We start from the raw sequence: 18538 nt of genomic DNA, 5'->3' as shown, positions 1-18538 counted from the left end.
ATAACACTCCACGGGGTGAAAAAAGTGCGCCGGCGCTTTATAGTGGCCGACCTCCGTTTCATCAAGTAGCCGAGCCCCATGTCCGAGCCACGCAAGATCCTCGTCACCAGCGCCCTGCCCTATGCCAATGGTTCAATCCACCTTGGCCATATGCTTGAGTACATCCAGACCGATATGTGGGTGCGCTTCCAGAAGCATCGCGGCAATCAATGCATCTATGTCTGCGCGGACGACGCTCACGGCTCGGCGATCATGTTGCGCGCGGAAAAGGAAGGCATCACCCCGGAACAACTGATCGCCAACGTCCAGGCTGAACACAGCGCCGACTTTGCCGAGTTCCTGGTGGACTTCGATAATTTCCACTCGACCCACGCCGAAGAAAACCGCGAACTGTCGAGCCAGATCTACCTGAAGCTGCGCGACGCCGGGCACATCGCCACGCGTTCGATCACTCAGTATTTCGACCCGGAAAAGAAAATGTTCCTGGCCGACCGCTTCATCAAGGGCACCTGCCCGAAATGCGGCACCGAAGACCAGTACGGCGACAACTGCGAAAAATGTGGCGCAACCTACGCGCCAACCGATCTGAAAGATCCGAAGTCGGCGATCTCCGGCGCCACACCGGTGCTCAAGGATTCGCAACACTTCTTCTTCAAGCTGCCGGACTTCCAGGAAATGCTGCAGAGCTGGACCCGCAGCGGCACCCTGCAGGACGCCGTGGCGAACAAGATCGCCGAATGGCTGGACGCCGGTCTGCAACAGTGGGACATCTCCCGCGATGCGCCGTACTTCGGCTTCGAGATTCCAGGCGAGCCTGGCAAGTATTTCTATGTGTGGCTGGACGCACCAATCGGCTACATGGCGAGCTTCAAGAACCTCTGCGCCCGTCGTCCGGAGCTGGACTTCGACGCGTTCTGGGCCAAGGACTCCACTGCCGAGCTGTACCACTTCATCGGCAAGGACATCGTCAACTTCCACGCGTTGTTCTGGCCAGCAATGCTCGAAGGTGCAGGCTACCGCAAGCCGAGCGCGATCAACGTCCATGGCTACCTGACCGTCAACGGCCAGAAGATGTCCAAATCCCGCGGCACCTTCATCAAGGCCCGGACCTACCTGGACCACTTGTCGCCGGAATACCTGCGTTACTACTACGCGGCCAAACTCAGCCGTGGCGTCGACGATCTGGACCTGAACCTCGAAGACTTCGTGCAGAAGGTCAATTCGGATCTGGTCGGCAAAGTGGTCAACATCGCCAGCCGCTGTGCAGGCTTCATCCACAAAGGCAACGCCGGTGTGCTGGTGGCCGGTAACGCCGCGCCCGAGCTGACCGAAGCGTTCCTGGCCGCCGCGCCAAGCATCGCTGAAGCGTACGAAGCGCGCGACTTCGCCCGTGCCATGCGCGAGATCATGGGCCTGGCCGACCGTGCCAACGCCTGGATCGCTGACAAGGCGCCATGGTCGCTGAACAAACAGGAAGGCAAGCAAGACGAAGTCCAGGCGATCTGCGCCCTGGGCGTCAACCTGTTCCGCCAACTGGTGATTTTCCTCAAACCCGTGCTGCCGTTGCTGGCCGCCGACGCCGAGGCGTTCCTCAACGTCGCACCACTGACCTGGAACGATCACGCGACCCTGCTCAGCAACCATCAGCTGAACGAGTTCAAACCGCTGATGACACGGATCGACCCAGTGAAAGTACAAGCCATGACCGACGCCTCGAAAGAGGACCTGGCCGCCAGCCAGACCGACACCGGTGCTGCGCAAGGTAATGGCGAATTGCTCAAGGATCCGCTGTCGGCCGAGATTGATTTCGATGCGTTTGCCGCCGTGGACTTGCGAGTGGCGTTGATCCTCAAGGCAGAACCGGTGGAAGGTGCAGACAAACTGCTGCGCCTGACCCTGGATATCGGTGACGAGCAGCGCAACGTATTCTCCGGCATCAAGAGCGCCTACCCGAACCCGGCCGAGCTGGAAGGCCGCTTGACCATGATGATTGCCAACCTCAAGCCGCGCAAAATGCGCTTCGGGATCTCCGAAGGCATGGTGATGGCCGCCGGTCCCGGCGGTGAAGAAATCTACCTGCTCAGCCCGGACAGCGGCGCCAAGCCAGGCCAGCGTATCAAGTAAGACTCAGCGCTGGATTGATCCCCCCACCATGTCGTTTCGTGGCGGGGGGATTTTCATATCCGGTGGGCCCTTCCTCCTTGCCGGATAAGGCCTAATCTTTAGGCTACAGACCTGTTCGCTCAACCCGGCACGATCATGACCGACCTTCTTCTCACGCTTATCAGCGCTGCCCTGATCAATAATTTCGTATTGCAATGGCCGCTAGGCGTCGATCCGCTGCTCCAGACAATCCGCGAACCGGGTGCCGAGCGCCAGCAAGTGCATGCTTTGGGCATCGCAACAACCTGCCTGATGCTGGTCAGCTGCGTCCTCGGTTATGCGCTCTACCATTACCTGCTGGTTCCGCTGGCATTGACGTCGCTGCGTTTGTTTGTCTTTTTGCCCCTCAGCATTTTGCTGATCAGGCCAATCCTGAGCCTGCTTTCGCGCTGTTTCCCACAGCTGCCATTGAGCAGCCTCTGGCCTCTGTTGGTGGGCAATGCTGGCGTCCTCGGCCTGGTCCTGCTCAGCACACAGGGCGACAAAGGCCTGGGCTATACGATCGCGCTGAGCCTCGGTGCAGGCTTGGGCTTCTGGCTGGTGTTGAGTCTATTCAGCGACTTGCGTCAGCGCACCCTCAATAATGACGTCCCTCTGCCCTTTCGCGGCTTGCCGATCGAATTGATCAGCGCCGGGCTGATGGCCGTGGCATTTCTCGGTTTCACCGGACTGATCAAAACATGAGTCTGATTCAACGCATAGATGCCCTGTTGCCGCAGACCCAATGCGGTAAATGCGGTCACCCCGGATGCAAACCTTACGCTGAAGGCATTGCCAACGGTGAGGCGATCAATAAGTGCCCACCGGGTGGCAGTGAGACCATTTCGGCGCTGGCCGATCTTCTGAAAGTACCGGTATTGGAGCTGGACACGGAACGTGGATCGGCCCCTGCGCAAGTTGCCTTTATTCGTGAAGCCGAATGCATCGGCTGCACCAAATGCATCCAGGCCTGCCCAGTGGATGCGATTGTCGGCGCGGCCAAGCTGATGCACACAGTGATCATCGACGAATGCACCGGTTGCGACCTCTGCGTGGCGCCCTGCCCGGTAGATTGCATTGAAATGCATCCATTGCCGCTGGCCACGGTGGTGCCGATTGTCGGAGGGCTGGCGTTCAGCCCGCAAGAACAACGCGCCCGGACCGAGAAGCGCAATCACGCGCGTCATCGTTTCGAACAGCGTAACGCTCGTCTGCGCCGCGAAGAAGAGCAAAAGCTGGCCGAACGCCACGCACGCGCCCAGCAGCACAGCGAAGTGCCAGTCGACCCGGTTCAAGCAGCCATCGATCGGGTTCAGGCGCAGAAAGCCGCCGCTGCCGATGCGGCCTTGAAAAAGGCCAAGATCGAACTGGCAATGAGCCGCGCACAACTGAACAAGTCGCTGAAGGCCTTCGGGCATCCGCCAACCTTTGAACAGCAGTCGCAACTGATCATTCTGCAACAACAGTTCGAGGTCGCAGAACTTGCGTTGGCGCAGCTGGAGAGCAGCGCAACACTCGCGCCACAGCCGGCTCCGGCCAAGGACGCCGACCTCAAGCGCGCGAAAATTCAATTGGCCATGCGCCGCGCCGAACTGCAAAAAGCCCGGAGCAGCGAAGCATCGATCGAGCAAATTGCGGAGTTGGTTACTGCCCTGGCTGAAGCTGAGCAGGCTTTGCACCGCGCCGAGAATGCCAGTGAGCAACCCGCTCCCGATCTGCTGCGGGTCGAGAAACGGCCCATCGATAATCGCCTGCGGCAGCTGAAAACCGAATTGGCCTACGCTCGAGCGGATGTCAGCAAGCTTGAGCGACACCCCGAGACACCAGCAGACCTCCTGACCAAGGCTCGAAACCGGCTGAGCGAAGCTGAGCGTCAGGTCAATGCTTATGTCGCCTCTTGAAAGGGTTGATGAGCGCCTTCAGCAGGCAATGAAGCTGGTGCTGCTGGCAACACTGCCGGGGATTTTCGTGTTGCTGTGGTTGTACGGCTGGGGGGTACTGATCAACTTGCTGCTGGCCGGTTCCACAGCGCTGGCCGTTGAGGCTGCCGTCCTCGGTTTACGCAGGCGTCCCCTCAAGCCCTCTCTGAGCGATGGAAGCGCGCTGGTCAGCGCGACATTGCTGGCCCTGGCATTACCGCCCTACTGCCCATGGTGGCTGACGCTGAGCGCAACCGCGTTCGCGCTGTTGTTTGGAAAACACCTGTATGGCGGTGTGGGTAAAAACCCGTTCAATCCCGCCATGCTTGGTTACGCACTGGTCCTGGTGTCGTTTCCGCAGCAGATGACGCACTGGCCGGCCTCCCACGGCATGGATCTGCTCGGTGGCTTGCAACAGGTATTGGGCTTCAGTTTCAGCGGCTCGGCACCCGACGCCTGGGTCCAGGCCACCGCCCTGGACAGTGTGCGGATCAACAAAAGCCTGACCATGGACGAACTGTTCGCCGGCAATGCCGCGTTCGGTCACTTTGGGGGTAAAGGAGCCGAGTGGGTCAATCTGGCGTTCCTCGCCGGCGGCGCGTTTCTACTGCAACGTCGGGTATTCAGCTGGCACGCCCCGGTCGGCATGCTTGCCAGTCTGTTTATCATCAGTCTGCTGTGCTGGAACGGCTCGGGCTCCGACTCCCATGGTTCTCCTCTGTTCCACCTGTTGACGGGCGCGAGCATGCTGGGGGCGTTCTTTATCGTCACCGAGCCGGTCTCTGGCGCCAGGAGCCCCAAAGCCAGGTTGCTGTTCGGAGCCGGCGTTGGCCTGCTGACCTACCTGATTCGTACTTGGGGCGGTTATCCAGACGGCGTGGCGTTTGCCGTGTTGTTGATGAACCTCACCGTACCCGCGCTAGAGCGCCTTTTCGCTCCCCAGCCGGAGCCTTCTGCGCCATGAACACAAATGTCGGCATACTGATTCTGGTGTTACTGGCCGGTCTGGGTGCAACTGCGACCTTCTTGGTGCAACAAGTCGCCACGCCACGCATCGCGGCAGAACAACGCGCAATACAAAACCGTAACCTGTTGGAAATGCTGCCCCAGGGAAGCTACGACAATCAGCCACTGGATCAGCCGCTCTCGCTCACGGACGTAGAGCTTGGCAGTAGCCGATTGCTTGGCGGCTATCTGGCGACTCAATCCGGTCAACCCAGCGCGGTGATTCTGCACAGTCAAACGGTGGGCTACGCAGGCCCTATAGAGCTGTTGATCGGGATCGGGGCAAACGGCAAGCTACTCGGTGTAAAAGCCCTCAAACAGTCAGAAACCCCAGGGTTTGGAGGCCGAATTGCAACGACCCCAAACCCTTGGCTGCAGAGTTTTTCCGGCAAATCACGCAATGATCCGCCCGATTCGGGCTGGGCACTTAAAAAGGACAGTGGCCAGTTTGATCAGATGGCCGGAGCAACGATTACCTCACGGTCGGTGATAAGTGCCATTCATGAGGCGCTGCGTTATTTTGACGAGCATCAGGCGCAACTCACAGGGAAGCCTGCTCATGACTAACACCACGACACTGCGCAATTCGCTGACGCTCGCGCCACTGATTGGCGTCAGCGACACGTTGGTGAAGGCCACCGGTTTGTGGTTGATGTCCATTCTGATCATCGCAATCTATGGCATGGCCATGAAAGCGATTCGGACCTGGCTCAGCCCGAGCCTGCGCCTGATGGCCAATATCGTGCTGGCTGCCACGATCGTCAGTTGTGCAGAACTGGCCTTGCAAGTCCGGGCTTTTGAACTGCATCAAAGCCTGGGAATTTATCTTGGGCTGATTGCCCTTCAATGCGTGCTGCTTGAGCTCAACGGTTTTTTCGAACAGTGCTCTATGTCTGACCGCCTACGACTGTCAGGCCTGTTCGGCGCGCTGCTGGTTGCGCTTGGCACGCTGCGAGAAGTCCTGGGAACGGGTTCCCTGGGTGCCCATCTGTCGTGGTTGGCAGGATCCACCGATAATCATTGGCAGCTTTGGTTATGGGCTCAGGATACGGGGCCACGCCTGCTCACTCTGGCGCCAGGTGGTTTTATCCTGCTAGGGTTGTTGATCGCCGCGAAACAGGCCTGGGCCGCTTCTTCGAAACCACACTGACTGCCGTCAAGGAAACGCTCTACCCATGAACGCTGCAAAACGTCTGGAAATATTCCGCCGGCTTCAAGAGGACAATCCGGAACCGAAAACCGAGCTGGCCTATTCCTCGCCGTTTGAACTGTTGATTGCAGTGATTTTGTCCGCCCAAGCGACTGACGTCGGGGTCAACAAGGCCACAGCAAAACTATTCCCGGTTGCCAACACACCTGCAGCGATCTATGCCCTCGGTGTCGAAGGGTTGTCGGAATACATCAAAACCATTGGCCTGTACAACAGCAAAGCGAAGAACGTGATCGAGACCTGCCGGTTACTGGTAGAGCGTCATAACAGTGAGGTTCCGCAAACACGCGAAGAGCTTGAAGCACTCCCCGGAGTGGGACGCAAAACCGCTAACGTGGTGCTCAATACAGCCTTTCGCCAGCTCACCATGGCCGTCGACACGCATATTTTTCGGGTCAGTAACCGAACGGGACTGGCTCCGGGGAAAAATGTCGTCGAGGTGGAAAAACAACTGATGAAGTTCGTGCCCAAGGAATTTCTGCTCGACTCGCACCACTGGCTCATCCTCCACGGACGCTACGTATGCCAGGCTCGCAAGCCACGCTGCGGCAGCTGCCGGATAGAAGACCTGTGCGAATACAAGCACAAGACCTCTGACGATTGAGCAAGCATAGATTTTGACGATCGATCGATTGAAAAAATCTTTTTTACCCGCCACCGGATTATCGTTATAAGGAGCGCCAACGGCAGTCTTAGCCTGGAGTTAACCTTATGAGCGCTGGTAAAGAGCAACTGGACGTAGAAGACGACTTCACCGCCGTTGAAGCAGAGGATGCCGAGCCTGTGGTGGAGGTGGCAAAGACCAATCTGAGCAAACGCCGCACCATTGATAATCTTCTGGAAGAGCGCCGTCTGCAAAAGCAATTGGCCGATTACGATTTTGATCTTTAGCACCTGAAAGCCTCCCGAAGCGGAGGCTTTTTTTATTGGCTGCCCAGCACCTTGACCACCGTTTTTCCCATGGACATCCCGTCGGCGATAGAGCAGTACCGGTCATGGAAAACAGGTGGCATCTGCAAGGGCGCCAAGAGAAAAGCATGTTGTGCGAGTACTCGGGTAGACCTGGATAAACCGATGAACACCGAGTAACGCGCAATGCCACCCGCCATCGCCACACCGGTCATTACATTCTCGCGTATCGCGATTCAAACCAAACCATTGCGTTGTGCAAGCTCAATCAGGTCAACCAATGAGCGGGCATTAAGCTTTAACAGCAAGCGCGTCTTGTATGTACTGACTGTTTTATTGCTGAGAAACATTCCATCGGCAATCTCCTTATTGGTCTTTCCACGTGCAAGTTGTTGTAGCACCATCATTTCCCGACCGGAAAGACGGTTGACCATATCCGCTTCGCTGGCATTCCCCAAACTCGAACGCACAGTATGCAACGCCTGATTGGGAAAATAGCTGTAACCGGAAAGCACTGCCTTGATCGCGCTAAGCAGTTCGGTCAGATCTTGTTGCTTGCACACATACCCCGCGGCACCGGCCTGCATACAACGCATGGAAAAATGTCCTGGCGCCTGCGAGGTCAATACCAGCACTTTTAAAGGCTGGGGTGTTGAAGTCAGACGCGCGACAACTTCCAAACCATCAAGTTTTGGAATTCCGATATCCAGAATAACAATATCCGGCACATGCTCACGGGCCAGCTGCAAGGCGTCCGCGCCATTATCCGTCTCCGCGATGACTTCATAGCCATGGCGCTCCATCAGCATGCGTACAGCCAGACGAATGACGGGATGATCATCCACGATCAGCACTTTATTCATGGGCAAGTCCAATTTTCGTTGTTCGATTTTTTAGAGTCTGCACAATAGCCTAGTCATTTCCCCCTTGGCATCGTGCCCCCCCCCGGTCACCAGCACCCAGAGACCATACCTACAAACAACACGGATTTACCCTACAAAAAAACACCGAAAAGGATGTGTCTTAAAATTTAATCAGCCTGCTACCCACCTTGGTTTGACGATCTTTTTTGTATCACATGACGTCCATAATGGAAGCTCGTCGAATCATTCAGGCTGAATTGTCGTTAGTTATTTTGTGGCAGATTATTATTGAATGACACTCAGCCACCTGCACTTCAGTGCAACCATGGGTATTTAGCAATGGAAAGAAACAATTCACTCCAGGCAACAATCCGCCGCTTCAAGCATCTCACCACTCAAGGTAATACACAGCATCAACTTTCCAATACAAGACGGACTAGCCGCATGGGCACTGCACAACCCACAGGATACTCCCTGTACTGAACTGACCTGCCAGACGCCTACTCGCACCTATTACGTCCGCTCTGTCCATTGTCAAACCGGGCCTGAAATCATTACAAGCAGCAATAAAAACCCAACAGAAAACCAAACCACCAACCTGCACAACGCCCATACTTGTCGTGAGCATCGATAATGAGCAAACCGTACCGACTTCAACGCTTGAAGGGAATCCCCTATTTATACGCAACCCCCAAAGTAACGTCGAGCTGGATGGCAGCCGCATTTAATCAAGCCATCTAGCTGCTTGCATCTCCACCAACGTGAAACCAAGGATATAAAAACAACACTATCAAGTGAGATAAAAATGAATAGACACCGAAAGAAAACAACCAACCCAATGACCATCATTGCCATCTTCGCAGCGCTAACAGAAGCTTCGGCAGCTGTATCATTTCCATTTTTTGACTACGAGGAACGTCAAGTCTATGTCTGGTTCCTGATTACTTTCCCCTATGTCCTGATACTGCTTTTCTTTGCCACGCTGAATTTCAACTACAAATCACTGTACGCGCCTTCCGATTTCGAGAAAGGAAAGCACTTCATCAAAATCATTGACGATGCAGCTCGTCCGGAAAGAGTGAAAACCACCCCTCCAGGCCCTGAGTTACTTAAACAGAAAAATCACACCGCCGACAAGGAGAAAGACTTCCGCCCACCGGCATAGTTGCCTGGATGCCCGCCACAGAACCACATATTCCGACAGCAGGAGTAGCGCTACTCATCACGCCATGGACAAGCCGCACCTGTGCATATCAATTTATTCGCACATCACACTCTTCATTTGCCTTTGGCACTGCACCGCTGCCACACCGTTGATACCCGGCAGATCAACGCAACAAAAGCAGAATCAAGACGGGGTAGAACAACCCGAATTCTGCGTGAGGCAGGATGAAAACAACGCCACATCAAGCGTCATTCAAGCGTTCACACCGAACAAGGCAGCTTGAACTAAACATAACATGCAAAAAAAATGGCCCTGCGTGCAGCAGGGCCATTTTCTTGAGTCGCATTCAGGCAATCAGAACAACTTCCGACCTTTGTTTGCGGCAATACGCATGCGCAATGCATTGAGCTTGATGAAGCCAGCAGCATCCGCTTGATTGTAAGCGCCGCCATCCTCTTCAAAAGTCGCAATATTGGCATCGAACAACGATTCATCGGACTTACGGCCGGTGACAATGACGTTGCCTTTGTACAGTTTCAGACGAACCACGCCATTCACGTGCGCCTGAGAGGCATCGATCATCTGTTGCAGCATCAGACGCTCAGGGCTCCACCAGTAACCGGTGTAGATCAGGCTGGCGTATTTAGGCATCAACTCATCTTTAAGGTGAGCGACTTCGCGATCCAGGGTGATCGACTCGATTGCACGGTGAGCACGCAGCATGATGGTGCCACCAGGTGTCTCGTAGCACCCGCGGGACTTCATACCGACATAGCGGTTCTCGACGATATCCAGACGGCCGATGCCGTTTTCGCCGCCAATACGGTTCAGCGTGGCCAGGACGGTGGCCGGAGTCATTTCAACGCCGTCCAGAGCGACGATATCGCCATTGCGATAGGTCAACTCAAGATAGGTTGCAACGTTCGGAGCGTCTTCTGGCGACTTGGTCCAGCGCCACATATCTTCTTCGTGCTCGGTCCAGGTGTCTTCCAGCACGCCACCTTCATAGGAGATGTGCAGCAGGTTGGCATCCATCGAGTACGGGGATTTTTTCTTGCCGTGGCGTTCGATAGGGATGTTGTGCTTTTCAGCGTAATCCATCAGCTTTTCACGGGAGAGCAGATCCCATTCACGCCATGGAGCAATGACTTTGACGCCAGGCTTCAACGCATAGGCGCCCAGTTCAAAACGAACCTGGTCATTACCTTTGCCGGTTGCACCATGGGAAATGGCGTCGGCGCCGGTTTCGTTGGCAATTTCAATCAAGCGCTTGGCGATCAACGGACGAGCGATGGAGGTACCCAGCAGGTACTCGCCCTCGTAAACGGTGTTGGCGCGGAACATAGGGAAAACGAAATCGCGGACGAACTCTTCGCGCAGATCGTCGATGTAGATCTCTTTCACGCCCATGGCTTGTGCCTTGGCGCGTGCAGGTTCGACCTCTTCGCCCTGACCCAGGTCAGCGGTGAAGGTCACCACTTCACAGTTATAAGTATCCTGCAGCCACTTGAGGATCACCGAAGTGTCCAGGCCGCCGGAATACGCCAGAACGACCTTGTTTACGTCCGCCATGCCATTACTCCACCGGGTTGTACGGAAAGCTTTCTAGTCTACCGCTCAAACCGGATATTTTACAGAGGCGCGACAGCTTATGACGATGAAGCGACAGATTATGTCGAGCGAGCGACGATTACAGCGGTTTCAGGACGTCGCCGCGGTATTGCCCGTGGAGCTGATCTGGGGGGCCGGCTTTTCGGCAGGTGCAACACGCTCAAGCTGAACATTGACCCGGCGATTCCTGGCCCGATTGGCGGGATTGGTATTGGGCGCCAGAGGATAACTCTCGCCGTGAAATCGCATGCTGATCTGCGACTCCTGGATGCCGTTGGCCTTGAAAAAGTCCATCACCGCCAAGGCTCTGCGCCGCGACAGATCGCGATTGGTCAGACGATTGCCGCTGTTGTCCGAGTGACCGTCCAGTTCGATGTGATTGACGGTTGGATCAGCCTTGAGGAACTCCAGCACCACCTGCAATCTGGCCTTGGCCTGCGCATCCAGGTCGATGCCACCGCCTGGAAAGCCGACCTCGGCATGCTTCACTTGTTCGAAGTTCATCGGCAACAGCTTGGCTGTGCACGCTTGATAGTCGCTGTAGGCCTTGTTGAATTTGACCGGCAACAAACGAACTTCGGAAACACGACCCTCACGGGAATAATGGCGAACCACCGGGCTACGACCATCCATCAGGCCACTGAACAATCGACCGGCCTGCGCCTGCGAGCTGTTAAACAGTACATCGCCGCTGCCGGCTCTCACCGAACCCAGATTGATGTCGCCGCGCCCCGGCTGCCAGGGCGCAGCCGCCGCCAACAAGGTCGCCGAGCCGCCACCGAGCATCGAGTTGTAGGCCTTGAGGCGGAACGTCGCCTGCTCGCCTGCACGCCGAACAAACTCACCCGAGCCAAAATCGGTAATAGGTTGGGTCAGACGGCACTCGAACTTGTCGCCTTCGACCTTCCACTCGATGCTCTCCAGACGCGTCTGGAAAGTCAGAGCCATCGCGGGCAGGCTGACAAACACACTGAGCAAGGCTAAATAACGCTGGCGCACGGGAGGCTCCACTGGCTTCTACACAAAAGACCGACACACGTTTACGGCATATCACTTGTTTACAGCACACCTATGGGATATCGGAAGCTTGCTGCAAAACTTGATAGCGAGTGCCTGAGAGAGTCTTTTCCGGTAGCATTCCCTTCAGTTTGACCCGCCTGGAATCCCCAATGTCCGACCGCCTGACCCTGCTGCGTCCCGACGACTGGCATATACATCTTCGCGATGGTGCTGTGCTAGCCAATACTGTTGCGGATGTCGCGCGCACCTTTGGTCGCGCCATCATCATGCCCAACCTGGTACCACCGGTGCGCAACGCCGCGCAAGCCGATGCCTATCGCCAGCGCATTCTCGCTGCGCGCCCGGCCGGCAGCCGTTTCGAACCGTTGATGGTGCTCTACCTGACCGATCGTACCGAGCCTCAAGAGATTCGCGAGGCCAAGGCCAGTGGTTTCGTCCACGCCGCCAAGCTCTATCCGGCCGGTGCGACCACCAACTCGGACTCTGGTGTCACCAGCATCGACAAGATCTTTCCCGCATTGGAGGCCATGGCCGAAGTCGGGATGCCGTTGCTGATTCACGGTGAAGTCACTCGCGGCGACGTCGATGTCTTCGACCGTGAAAAGCTGTTCATCGACGAACACCTGCGTCGGGTCGTGGAACGCTTCCCGACACTCAAAGTGGTGTTCGAACACATCACCACCCGCGAGGCCGTCCAGTTCGTCAGTGAGGCGGACGCCAATGTGGGCGCAACCATCACCGCCCATCACCTGCTGTACAACCGCAACCACATGCTGGTTGGCGGGATTCGCCCGCACTTCTATTGCTTGCCGATCCTCAAACGCAATATCCACCAGGAAGCACTGCTCGACGCCGCCACCAGTGGCAGCGAGAAGTTCTTCCTCGGCACCGATTCGGCACCGCACGCTCAACACGCCAAAGAAGCCGCGTGTGGTTGTGCCGGTTGCTACACCGCTTATGCTGCGATCGAGATGTACGCCGAAGCCTTCGAACAGCGCAATGCGCTGGACAAGCTCGAAGGCTTCGCCAGTTTGCACGGCCCGCGCTTCTATGGCCTGCCCGCAAACACCGACCGCATCACCCTGGTTCGCGAAGAGTGGACCGCCCCTACCAGCCTGCCGTTTGGCGAGCTGTCTGTAATCCCGCTGCGCGCCGGTGAAAAACTGCGCTGGCGTCTGCTGGAGAAACACTCGTGAGTGAAGACCATTTCGACGACGACCAAGACGGCCATAACGGTGGCGGCGGTTCGCGCCATCCGATGGCGGCCAGGTTTCGTGGCTACCTGCCGGTAGTCGTCGATGTTGAAACCGGTGGTTTCAACTCTGCCACCGATGCATTGCTGGAAATCGCAGCAGTCACCATCGGCATGGACGAAAAAGGTTTCGTGTTCCCCGAACACACCTATTTTTTCCGGGTCGAGCCTTTCGAAGGCGCGAACATCGAAGCAGCGGCTCTGGAGTTCACCGGGATCAAGCTCGATCACCCGCTGCGCATGGCGGTCAGCGAAGAAACGGCCCTGACCGATATCTTCCGCGGTGTACGCAAGGCCCTGAAGGCCAATGGTTGCAAACGTGCGATTCTGGTGGGGCATAACAGCAGCTTCGATCTGGCCTTCCTCAACGCCGCTGTCGCGCGTCTGGACATGAAGCGCAACCCTTTTCACCCGTTCTCCAGCTTCGACACTGCAACGCTGGCCGGTCTGGCGTATGGTCAAACCGTGCTGGCGAAGGCCTGTCAGACTGCCGATATCGACTTCGACGGTCGCGAGGCCCACTCGGCGCGCTACGATACCGAGAAGACTGCCGAGCTGTTCTGCGGCATCGTCAACCGCTGGAAACAAATGGGTGGCTGGGAAGACTTTAACGACTGATCACGTCGCCTGAAGAAATCACGCCCATAAAAAAACCGGCCTCTCAGCCGGTTTTTTTATGCGTGACGCGCAGCTTACAGCTTGCCGGCGTTCTCGCTCAGGTAAGCAGCAACGCCTTCTGGCGAAGCGGTCATACCTTTGTCGCCTTTTTTCCAGTTAGCCGGGCAGACTTCGCCGTGCTCTTCGTGGAATTGCAGGGCATCGACCAGACGCAGCAGTTCGTCCATGTTACGGCCCAGTGGCAGGTCGTTGACGATTTGCGAACGGACAACACCTTTGTCGTCGATCAGGAATGCGCCACGGAAGGCCACGCCGCCTTCGGACTCAACGTCGTAGGCCTTGCAGATTTCGTGTTTCATGTCTGCAGCCATGGTGTATTGAACCTGACCGATGCCGCCGGCATTGATCGGGGTGTTGCGCCAGGCGTTGTGGGTGAAGTGGGAGTCGATGGAAACAGCGACTACTTCAACGTTGCGCGCCTTGAATTCAGGAATGCGGTGGTCCAGAGCAATCAGCTCGGACGGGCAGACAAAGGTAAAGTCCAGTGGGTAGAAGAACACCAGGCCGTATTTGCCTTTGATGGCCGAGGACAGGGTGAAGCTATCTACGATCTCGCCATTGCCAAGTACGGCGGCGACGGTGAAGTCAGGGGCTTGTTTGCCTACGAGTACGCTCATTGGATATCTCCTGGTGTGGTGGAGTGAAGGACAAGATCCAGCCAAGTCTGCCACGGGTCAGCGACAACTCTGTGACGTGATCTCCCTTCGCAAGGACCGAGCATCATACACCGCGTTTTTGACCTGTCCTTAGCGGTTTTTATTACGACGTTAAAAAGCCGGTCTGACATTTGAAGACATCAACATCAAAGCTCCAATACCGTTCGTCAGCCAACCCCCATGCCAGCTCAAAGCTTTCAGAAAGCACTTTGACAATCATTCTCGTTAACATTAAGATCCATCGCAATTGAGCCATAACCAGCGACGGTTCTCACATATGTATGTCTGCCTCTGCACAGGCGTCACTGACGGGCAAATCCGCGATGCGATCTTTGACGGTTGCTGCAGCTACCGTGAGGTGCGCCAAGCCACCGGTGTTGCCAGCCAATGCGGCAAATGCGCATGCCTTGCCAAACAAGTGGTACGCGAAACCCTGACCGAACTGCAAAGCAGCCAGGCCGCGATCCCCTACCCAGTAGAATTTTCCGCCGCTTAAATTACGTATTTGAAAGAACCGGACTTAATGTCCGGTTTTTTTATGCCTAGAATTCAATCGCTTAGCACTAAGACGCGGAACACAAACATTCTTATTCCGATTAATTTTCATATATTATTCAATAACTTAGGTTTGACACTTGTAATTGCGCGGCTCAAACTCTGCTTTATATACAGCGGAGACAGGACAGGACTTCCATCATGAAAGGCGACATTACAGTCATCCAGCATCTCAACAAGATCCTTGCCAATGAGCTGGTCGCGATCAATCAGTACTTCCTGCATGCGCGCATGTATGAAGATTGGGGCCTGAACAAACTCGGCAAACACGAGTACCACGAATCCATCGACGAGATGAAACATGCGGACAAGCTGATCAAGCGCATCCTGTTTCTCGAAGGCCTGCCAAACGTACAAGACCTCGGCAAGCTGCATATTGGTGAACACACCAAGGAAATGCTTGAGTGCGACCTGCGCATCGAGAGAACCGGCCACGCCGACCTCAAGGCAGCCATCGCTCACTGTGAAGTGACTGGTGACTTTGGTAGCCGTGAACTACTGGAAGATATTCTCGAGTCCGAAGAAGAACATATCGACTGGCTGGAAACCCAACTGGGCCTGATCGATAAAGTCGGTCTTGAGAACTACCTGCAATCGCAGATGGGCGAATAACCTGGCGCCAAAATCTCGACGTAACAAAAAGCCCCGCCTTCTTTCGAGAGGCGGGGCTTTTGCGGTGATTACTCACTACCTCTGCAGGAGCTCGGCTTGCCGGCGATGGCGTCCTTGAGATGGCCATCGCGAGCAAGCTCGGCTCCTACACCTACACCTACAGGATCGCGTCAGGCTTCAGTCTTGTTCGCTGCGGCTTTTTCGACAGCAGCTTTGATCGTGGCCTGCAATGAACCGTCGGCGGCCATTTCAGTCATGATATCGCTACCGCCGACCAACTCACCGCCGACCCACAATTGCGGGAAGGTTGGCCAGTTGGCGTATTTTGGCAGGTTGGCGCGGATTTCCGGGTTCTGCAGGATGTCCACATAAGCGAACTTCTCACCACAGCCCATGACGGCCTGAGCGGCTTTCGCAGAGAAGCCACACTGCGGGGCATTCGGCGAGCCTTTCATGTAAAGCAGAATGGTGTTGTTGGCAATCTGCTCTTTAATAGTTTCAATGATATCCATGAAGCACCTCGGCTGAACTTTCCGACTCAGTTGTCGGCACGGTGGCGCATTGTAACGGAAAGCCGGGCGCCATGCTCGGTCTCCCCGACAGACACTCATCATCGCAGATTTCATCCAGCGGCACTCAGGCCGCCGCCACCTTGACCGGCACGCCGTTCAACGCTGCGTTGCCCGAAAGCTCATCCAGCTGTCGCTCATCAGTAAGGTCATTGGCGCTGGCACCCGGCTGGCCGCTGGCAATCCCCATCTGCACACCTGGCCGCGCATGTCCCCAACCATGAGGCAGACTGACCACACCCGGCATCATCTCAACACTTGCCAACACTTCAACTTCGATGGCTCCGACCCGTGAGCTGACACGCACCCGCTGCCCATCACTGAGGCCGCGACTGGCCAGGTCATCCGGGTGCATCAGCAATTGATGACGCGGTTTGCCTTTCACCAGGCGGTGATAGTTGTGCATCCAGGAGTTGTTACTGCGCACATGCCGACGGCCGATCAGCAGCAGTTCATCGGCCGATGGCGCTTGCTGCGCGGCAAAACGCTCCAGGTCAGCCAGAATCGCCGCAGGCGCCGCCTGAACGCGTTGATTGGCAGTCTTCAAGCGTGGCCCAAGATTGGCTTTTAGCGGCCCAAGATCGATCCCGTGGGGATAGTCGAACAAGGTCGCGACAGACAATTTATACGTCGAAGCATCGCCATATAGACCCGCACGCAGCCCTCGGTCGATCATTTGCGCCGGGGCAATGGTTGGTTTGAGTTGTTTGCCGCTCTTCGCTGCGAAGGCCTGAGCCAGGCCGACAAAAATTTCCCAATCGTGTAACGCCCCCTCGGGTTTGGCCAGAATCGCCCGATTGAAACGGCTGACGTTATGCACCGCAAACATATTGAACGTGGTGTCGTAGTGATCATTCTCCAGCGCCGACGTCGACGGCAGGATCAAGTCGGCGTAACGGGTGGTTTCGTTGATGTACAAGTCGATGCTGAGCATGAACTCCAGCCCGTCCAGCGCCTGCTCGAGTTGCCGGCCATTGGGCGTCGACAGCACCGGGTTTCCGGCTACCGTGATCAGCGCCCGTACCTGCCCTTCCCCTTCGGTGAGCATTTCTTCGGCCAGCGCCGACACCGGCAACTCTCCACCATATTCAGGACGCCCTGAGACCCGGCTTTGCCAGAGATTGAAATGACCACCCGAGGTCGAAGCCACCAGGTCCACCGCAGGTTCCGTGCACAGCGCACCACCCACCCGGTCAAGATTGCCGGTCACCAGATTGATCAGTTGCACCAGCCAGTGGCACAGGGTGCCGAATGACTGGGTGGAAACGCCCATACGGCCATAGCAGACCGCCTTGTCCGCGGCAGCGAAGTCCCGCGCCAACTGGCGGATCTGCCCGGCCGGAACTGCACAGCGCGCGCTCATCACCTCTGGAGTGAAACGGCTGACGGCCTGGCGAACCTCATCAAGACCATCCACAGGTAAATGGCTCTCGCGAGTCAGGCCTTCATCGAATAACGTGTTGAGCAACCCGAACAACAGCGCCGCATCGCCGCCCGGACGGACAAACACATGCTGGTCGGCGATAGCCGCCGTTTCGCTGCGTCGTGGATCGACTACCACAACTTTGCCGCCCCGCGCCTGAATCGCCTTCAGGCGCTTCTCCACATCCGGCACGGTCATGATGCTGCCGTTGGAGGCCAGCGGATTGCCACCCAGGATCAGCATGAAGTCGGTGTGATCGATATCCGGAATCGGCAGCAACAAGCCATGGCCGTACATCAAATGGCTGCTCAAGTGCTGGGGCAACTGATCGACCGAGGTCGCGGAAAACCGGTTGCGGGTTTTCAGCAAACCGAGAAAGTAATTGCTGTGGGTCATCAGCCCATAGTTATGCACGCTGGGATTGCCCTGATAAACCGCCACGGCATTGAGGCCATGACGCTCCTGAATCGCTCCAAACCGTTCGGCTACCAGCGCAAATGCCTCATCCCAGTCGATCGGCTGCCATTCGCTGCCAACCCTGAGCATGGGCTGACGCAGGCGGTCCGGATCATTCTGGATATCTTGCAGCGCTACCGCTTTGGGGCAGATATGACCGCGACTGAAAGTGTCCTGCGGGTCACCCTTGATCGAGGTGATCTGTACGCCAGCGCCGTCGACTGCAGTGGTTTCGATGGTCAAACCGCAGATGGCTTCACATAGATGGCAGGCACGGTGATGGAGAGTCTTGGTCATGGCCAGTCTCTATTTTATTCGAGGCAACCAGCGTCAGGCTGCGGGAGCAAAACTATGGTGCCTGACCGACTCCTGCGCCAGCGACGTTCGTCTTGTGAATCGAAGGATATCAGGCCAACCGATGGGGGGGGGGGGGGGGGGGGGGGGGGGGGGGGGGGGGGGGGGGGGGGGGGGGGGGGGGGGGGGGGGGGGGGGG

Annotated in this window: 19 protein-coding genes and 1 pseudogene; 13 read left to right on the top strand and 7 right to left on the bottom strand. The window is 56.6% G+C overall.

What is annotated here, in order from left to right; genetic code table 11:
• The first annotated feature begins 78 nt into the window (after positions 1–78).
• From metG to AC07VR_RS25175, 8 genes are all read left to right on the top strand, one after another.
• On the top strand, positions 79–2124 hold the full coding sequence (gene metG / locus AC07VR_RS25210; protein ID WP_495012915.1) for a methionine--tRNA ligase: 2046 nt from the start codon (positions 79–81) through the stop codon (positions 2122–2124).
• Positions 2125–2259: 135 nt separating this feature from the next.
• Complete coding sequence (locus AC07VR_RS25205) at positions 2260–2847, top strand: Rnf-Nqr domain containing protein (RefSeq protein WP_495012914.1); 588 nt, start codon at positions 2260–2262, stop codon at positions 2845–2847.
• Positions 2844–4043, top strand: a complete 1200-nt coding sequence (gene rsxB / locus AC07VR_RS25200; protein ID WP_495012913.1) for an electron transport complex subunit RsxB — start codon at positions 2844–2846, stop codon at positions 4041–4043. Before AC07VR_RS25205 ends, rsxB begins: the two co-directional genes overlap by 4 nt.
• The gene (locus tag AC07VR_RS25195; protein WP_495012912.1) at positions 4030–5025 is read left to right on the top strand and encodes an RnfABCDGE type electron transport complex subunit D; all 996 of its coding nucleotides are present in this window, start codon (positions 4030–4032) and stop codon (positions 5023–5025) included. Before rsxB ends, AC07VR_RS25195 begins: the two co-directional genes overlap by 14 nt.
• Complete coding sequence (locus AC07VR_RS25190) at positions 5022–5633, top strand: RnfABCDGE type electron transport complex subunit G (RefSeq protein ID WP_495012911.1); 612 nt, start codon at positions 5022–5024, stop codon at positions 5631–5633. Before AC07VR_RS25195 ends, AC07VR_RS25190 begins: the two co-directional genes overlap by 4 nt.
• Entirely contained in the window at positions 5626–6216 is a 591-nt protein-coding gene (locus AC07VR_RS25185; protein ID WP_494992016.1) for an Rnf-Nqr domain containing protein, read from the top strand. The genes AC07VR_RS25190 and AC07VR_RS25185 overlap by 8 nt, the downstream gene beginning before the upstream one ends.
• 25 nt (positions 6217–6241) lie before the next feature.
• A complete protein-coding gene (gene nth, locus AC07VR_RS25180; protein WP_495012910.1) occupies positions 6242–6880 on the top strand; it encodes an endonuclease III in 639 nt (212 codons plus the stop codon).
• 107 nt (positions 6881–6987) lie between these two features.
• The gene (locus AC07VR_RS25175; protein ID WP_494992015.1) at positions 6988–7167 is read left to right on the top strand and encodes a PA3496 family putative envelope integrity protein; all 180 of its coding nucleotides are present in this window, start codon (positions 6988–6990) and stop codon (positions 7165–7167) included.
• A 32-nt stretch (positions 7168–7199) separates the two neighbouring features.
• On the opposite strand, the gene AC07VR_RS25170 is transcribed toward AC07VR_RS25175, so the two are convergent.
• Together AC07VR_RS25170 and AC07VR_RS25165 are read right to left on the bottom strand one after the other, a co-directional pair.
• Positions 7200–7400: a hypothetical protein gene (locus tag AC07VR_RS25170; protein WP_494992014.1), complete on the bottom strand. Its 201-nt coding sequence runs from the start codon at positions 7398–7400 to the stop codon at positions 7200–7202.
• Between the two features lie 21 nt (positions 7401–7421).
• The gene (locus AC07VR_RS25165; protein WP_494992013.1) at positions 7422–8048 is read right to left on the bottom strand and encodes a response regulator; all 627 of its coding nucleotides are present in this window, start codon (positions 8046–8048) and stop codon (positions 7422–7424) included.
• An 805-nt stretch (positions 8049–8853) separates the two neighbouring features.
• On the opposite strand from AC07VR_RS25165, the pseudogene AC07VR_RS25160 reads away from it, so the two are divergent.
• Positions 8854–9126, top strand: a pseudogene (locus tag AC07VR_RS25160) (hypothetical protein); the annotation flags it as partial.
• A gap of 441 nt (positions 9127–9567) precedes the next feature.
• Here AC07VR_RS25160 and AC07VR_RS25155 read toward each other — a convergent pair.
• Positions 9568–10785 carry an argininosuccinate synthase gene (locus AC07VR_RS25155; protein WP_480413230.1) on the bottom strand — a complete coding sequence of 406 codons (1218 nt, stop codon included), beginning with the start codon at positions 10783–10785 and terminating at the stop codon, positions 9568–9570.
• Positions 10786–10914: 129 nt separating this feature from the next.
• Positions 10915–11823 (bottom strand): flagellar protein MotY, encoded by a 909-nt coding sequence (locus tag AC07VR_RS25150; protein ID WP_494992011.1) that lies wholly within the window; start codon positions 11821–11823, stop codon positions 10915–10917.
• A 170-nt stretch (positions 11824–11993) separates the two neighbouring features.
• On the opposite strand from AC07VR_RS25150, the gene pyrC reads away from it, so the two are divergent.
• Positions 11994–13040, top strand: coding sequence for a dihydroorotase (gene pyrC, locus AC07VR_RS25145; RefSeq protein ID WP_495012909.1), 1047 nt, complete (start codon positions 11994–11996; stop codon positions 13038–13040).
• Positions 13037–13714 carry a ribonuclease T gene (gene rnt, locus AC07VR_RS25140; protein ID WP_494992009.1) on the top strand — a complete coding sequence of 226 codons (678 nt, stop codon included), beginning with the start codon at positions 13037–13039 and terminating at the stop codon, positions 13712–13714. Before pyrC ends, rnt begins: the two co-directional genes overlap by 4 nt.
• A gap of 74 nt (positions 13715–13788) precedes the next feature.
• On the opposite strand, the gene AC07VR_RS25135 is transcribed toward rnt, so the two are convergent.
• Positions 13789–14391: a peroxiredoxin gene (locus AC07VR_RS25135; RefSeq protein ID WP_494992008.1), complete on the bottom strand. Its 603-nt coding sequence runs from the start codon at positions 14389–14391 to the stop codon at positions 13789–13791.
• 316 nt (positions 14392–14707) lie between these two features.
• Between AC07VR_RS25135 and AC07VR_RS25130 the strand changes: the two genes are divergently transcribed.
• Both AC07VR_RS25130 and bfr read left to right on the top strand, forming a co-directional pair.
• Positions 14708–14926 (top strand): bacterioferritin-associated ferredoxin, encoded by a 219-nt coding sequence (locus AC07VR_RS25130; RefSeq protein WP_489071701.1) that lies wholly within the window; start codon positions 14708–14710, stop codon positions 14924–14926.
• A gap of 200 nt (positions 14927–15126) precedes the next feature.
• On the top strand, positions 15127–15597 hold the full coding sequence (gene bfr / locus AC07VR_RS25125; protein ID WP_494992007.1) for a bacterioferritin: 471 nt from the start codon (positions 15127–15129) through the stop codon (positions 15595–15597).
• A 170-nt stretch (positions 15598–15767) separates the two neighbouring features.
• Here the strand turns inward: bfr and grxD are convergent, their stop codons facing one another.
• Both grxD and AC07VR_RS25115 read right to left on the bottom strand, forming a co-directional pair.
• Positions 15768–16109 carry a Grx4 family monothiol glutaredoxin gene (gene grxD / locus AC07VR_RS25120; RefSeq protein WP_150643657.1) on the bottom strand — a complete coding sequence of 114 codons (342 nt, stop codon included), beginning with the start codon at positions 16107–16109 and terminating at the stop codon, positions 15768–15770.
• 124 nt (positions 16110–16233) lie between these two features.
• Entirely contained in the window at positions 16234–18342 is a 2109-nt protein-coding gene (locus AC07VR_RS25115) for a molybdopterin oxidoreductase family protein (protein ID WP_495012908.1), read from the bottom strand.
• Positions 18343–18538: the final 196 nt, after the last annotated feature.

Source organism: Pseudomonas sp. GW821-FHT02H09, assembly GCF_059421425.1.
The sequence above is the reverse complement of the archived record's forward strand: the minus strand, read 5'-3'. Positions and strand labels throughout refer to the sequence as shown.

Excerpts from the sequence above, each read along its gene's own strand:
- metG (WP_495012915.1), top strand. The coding sequence starts at position 79 with ATGTCCGAGCCACGCAAGATCCTCGTCACCAGCGCCCTGCCCTATGCC.
- AC07VR_RS25205 (WP_495012914.1), top strand. The coding sequence starts at position 2,260 with ATGACCGACCTTCTTCTCACGCTTATCAGCGCTGCCCTGATCAATAAT.
- rsxB (WP_495012913.1), top strand. The coding sequence starts at position 2,844 with ATGAGTCTGATTCAACGCATAGATGCCCTGTTGCCGCAGACCCAATGC.
- AC07VR_RS25195 (WP_495012912.1), top strand. The coding sequence starts at position 4,030 with ATGTCGCCTCTTGAAAGGGTTGATGAGCGCCTTCAGCAGGCAATGAAG.
- AC07VR_RS25190 (WP_495012911.1), top strand. The coding sequence starts at position 5,022 with ATGAACACAAATGTCGGCATACTGATTCTGGTGTTACTGGCCGGTCTG.
- AC07VR_RS25185 (WP_494992016.1), top strand. The coding sequence starts at position 5,626 with ATGACTAACACCACGACACTGCGCAATTCGCTGACGCTCGCGCCACTG.
- nth (WP_495012910.1), top strand. The coding sequence starts at position 6,242 with ATGAACGCTGCAAAACGTCTGGAAATATTCCGCCGGCTTCAAGAGGAC.
- AC07VR_RS25175 (WP_494992015.1), top strand. The coding sequence starts at position 6,988 with ATGAGCGCTGGTAAAGAGCAACTGGACGTAGAAGACGACTTCACCGCC.
- AC07VR_RS25170 (WP_494992014.1), bottom strand. The coding sequence starts at position 7,400 with ATGACCGGTGTGGCGATGGCGGGTGGCATTGCGCGTTACTCGGTGTTC.
- AC07VR_RS25165 (WP_494992013.1), bottom strand. The coding sequence starts at position 8,048 with ATGAATAAAGTGCTGATCGTGGATGATCATCCCGTCATTCGTCTGGCT.
- AC07VR_RS25155 (WP_480413230.1), bottom strand. The coding sequence starts at position 10,785 with ATGGCGGACGTAAACAAGGTCGTTCTGGCGTATTCCGGCGGCCTGGAC.
- pyrC (WP_495012909.1), top strand. The coding sequence starts at position 11,994 with ATGTCCGACCGCCTGACCCTGCTGCGTCCCGACGACTGGCATATACAT.
- AC07VR_RS25135 (WP_494992008.1), bottom strand. The coding sequence starts at position 14,391 with ATGAGCGTACTCGTAGGCAAACAAGCCCCTGACTTCACCGTCGCCGCC.
- AC07VR_RS25130 (WP_489071701.1), top strand. The coding sequence starts at position 14,708 with ATGTATGTCTGCCTCTGCACAGGCGTCACTGACGGGCAAATCCGCGAT.
- bfr (WP_494992007.1), top strand. The coding sequence starts at position 15,127 with ATGAAAGGCGACATTACAGTCATCCAGCATCTCAACAAGATCCTTGCC.
- grxD (WP_150643657.1), bottom strand. The coding sequence starts at position 16,109 with ATGGATATCATTGAAACTATTAAAGAGCAGATTGCCAACAACACCATT.
- AC07VR_RS25115 (WP_495012908.1), bottom strand. The coding sequence starts at position 18,342 with ATGACCAAGACTCTCCATCACCGTGCCTGCCATCTATGTGAAGCCATC.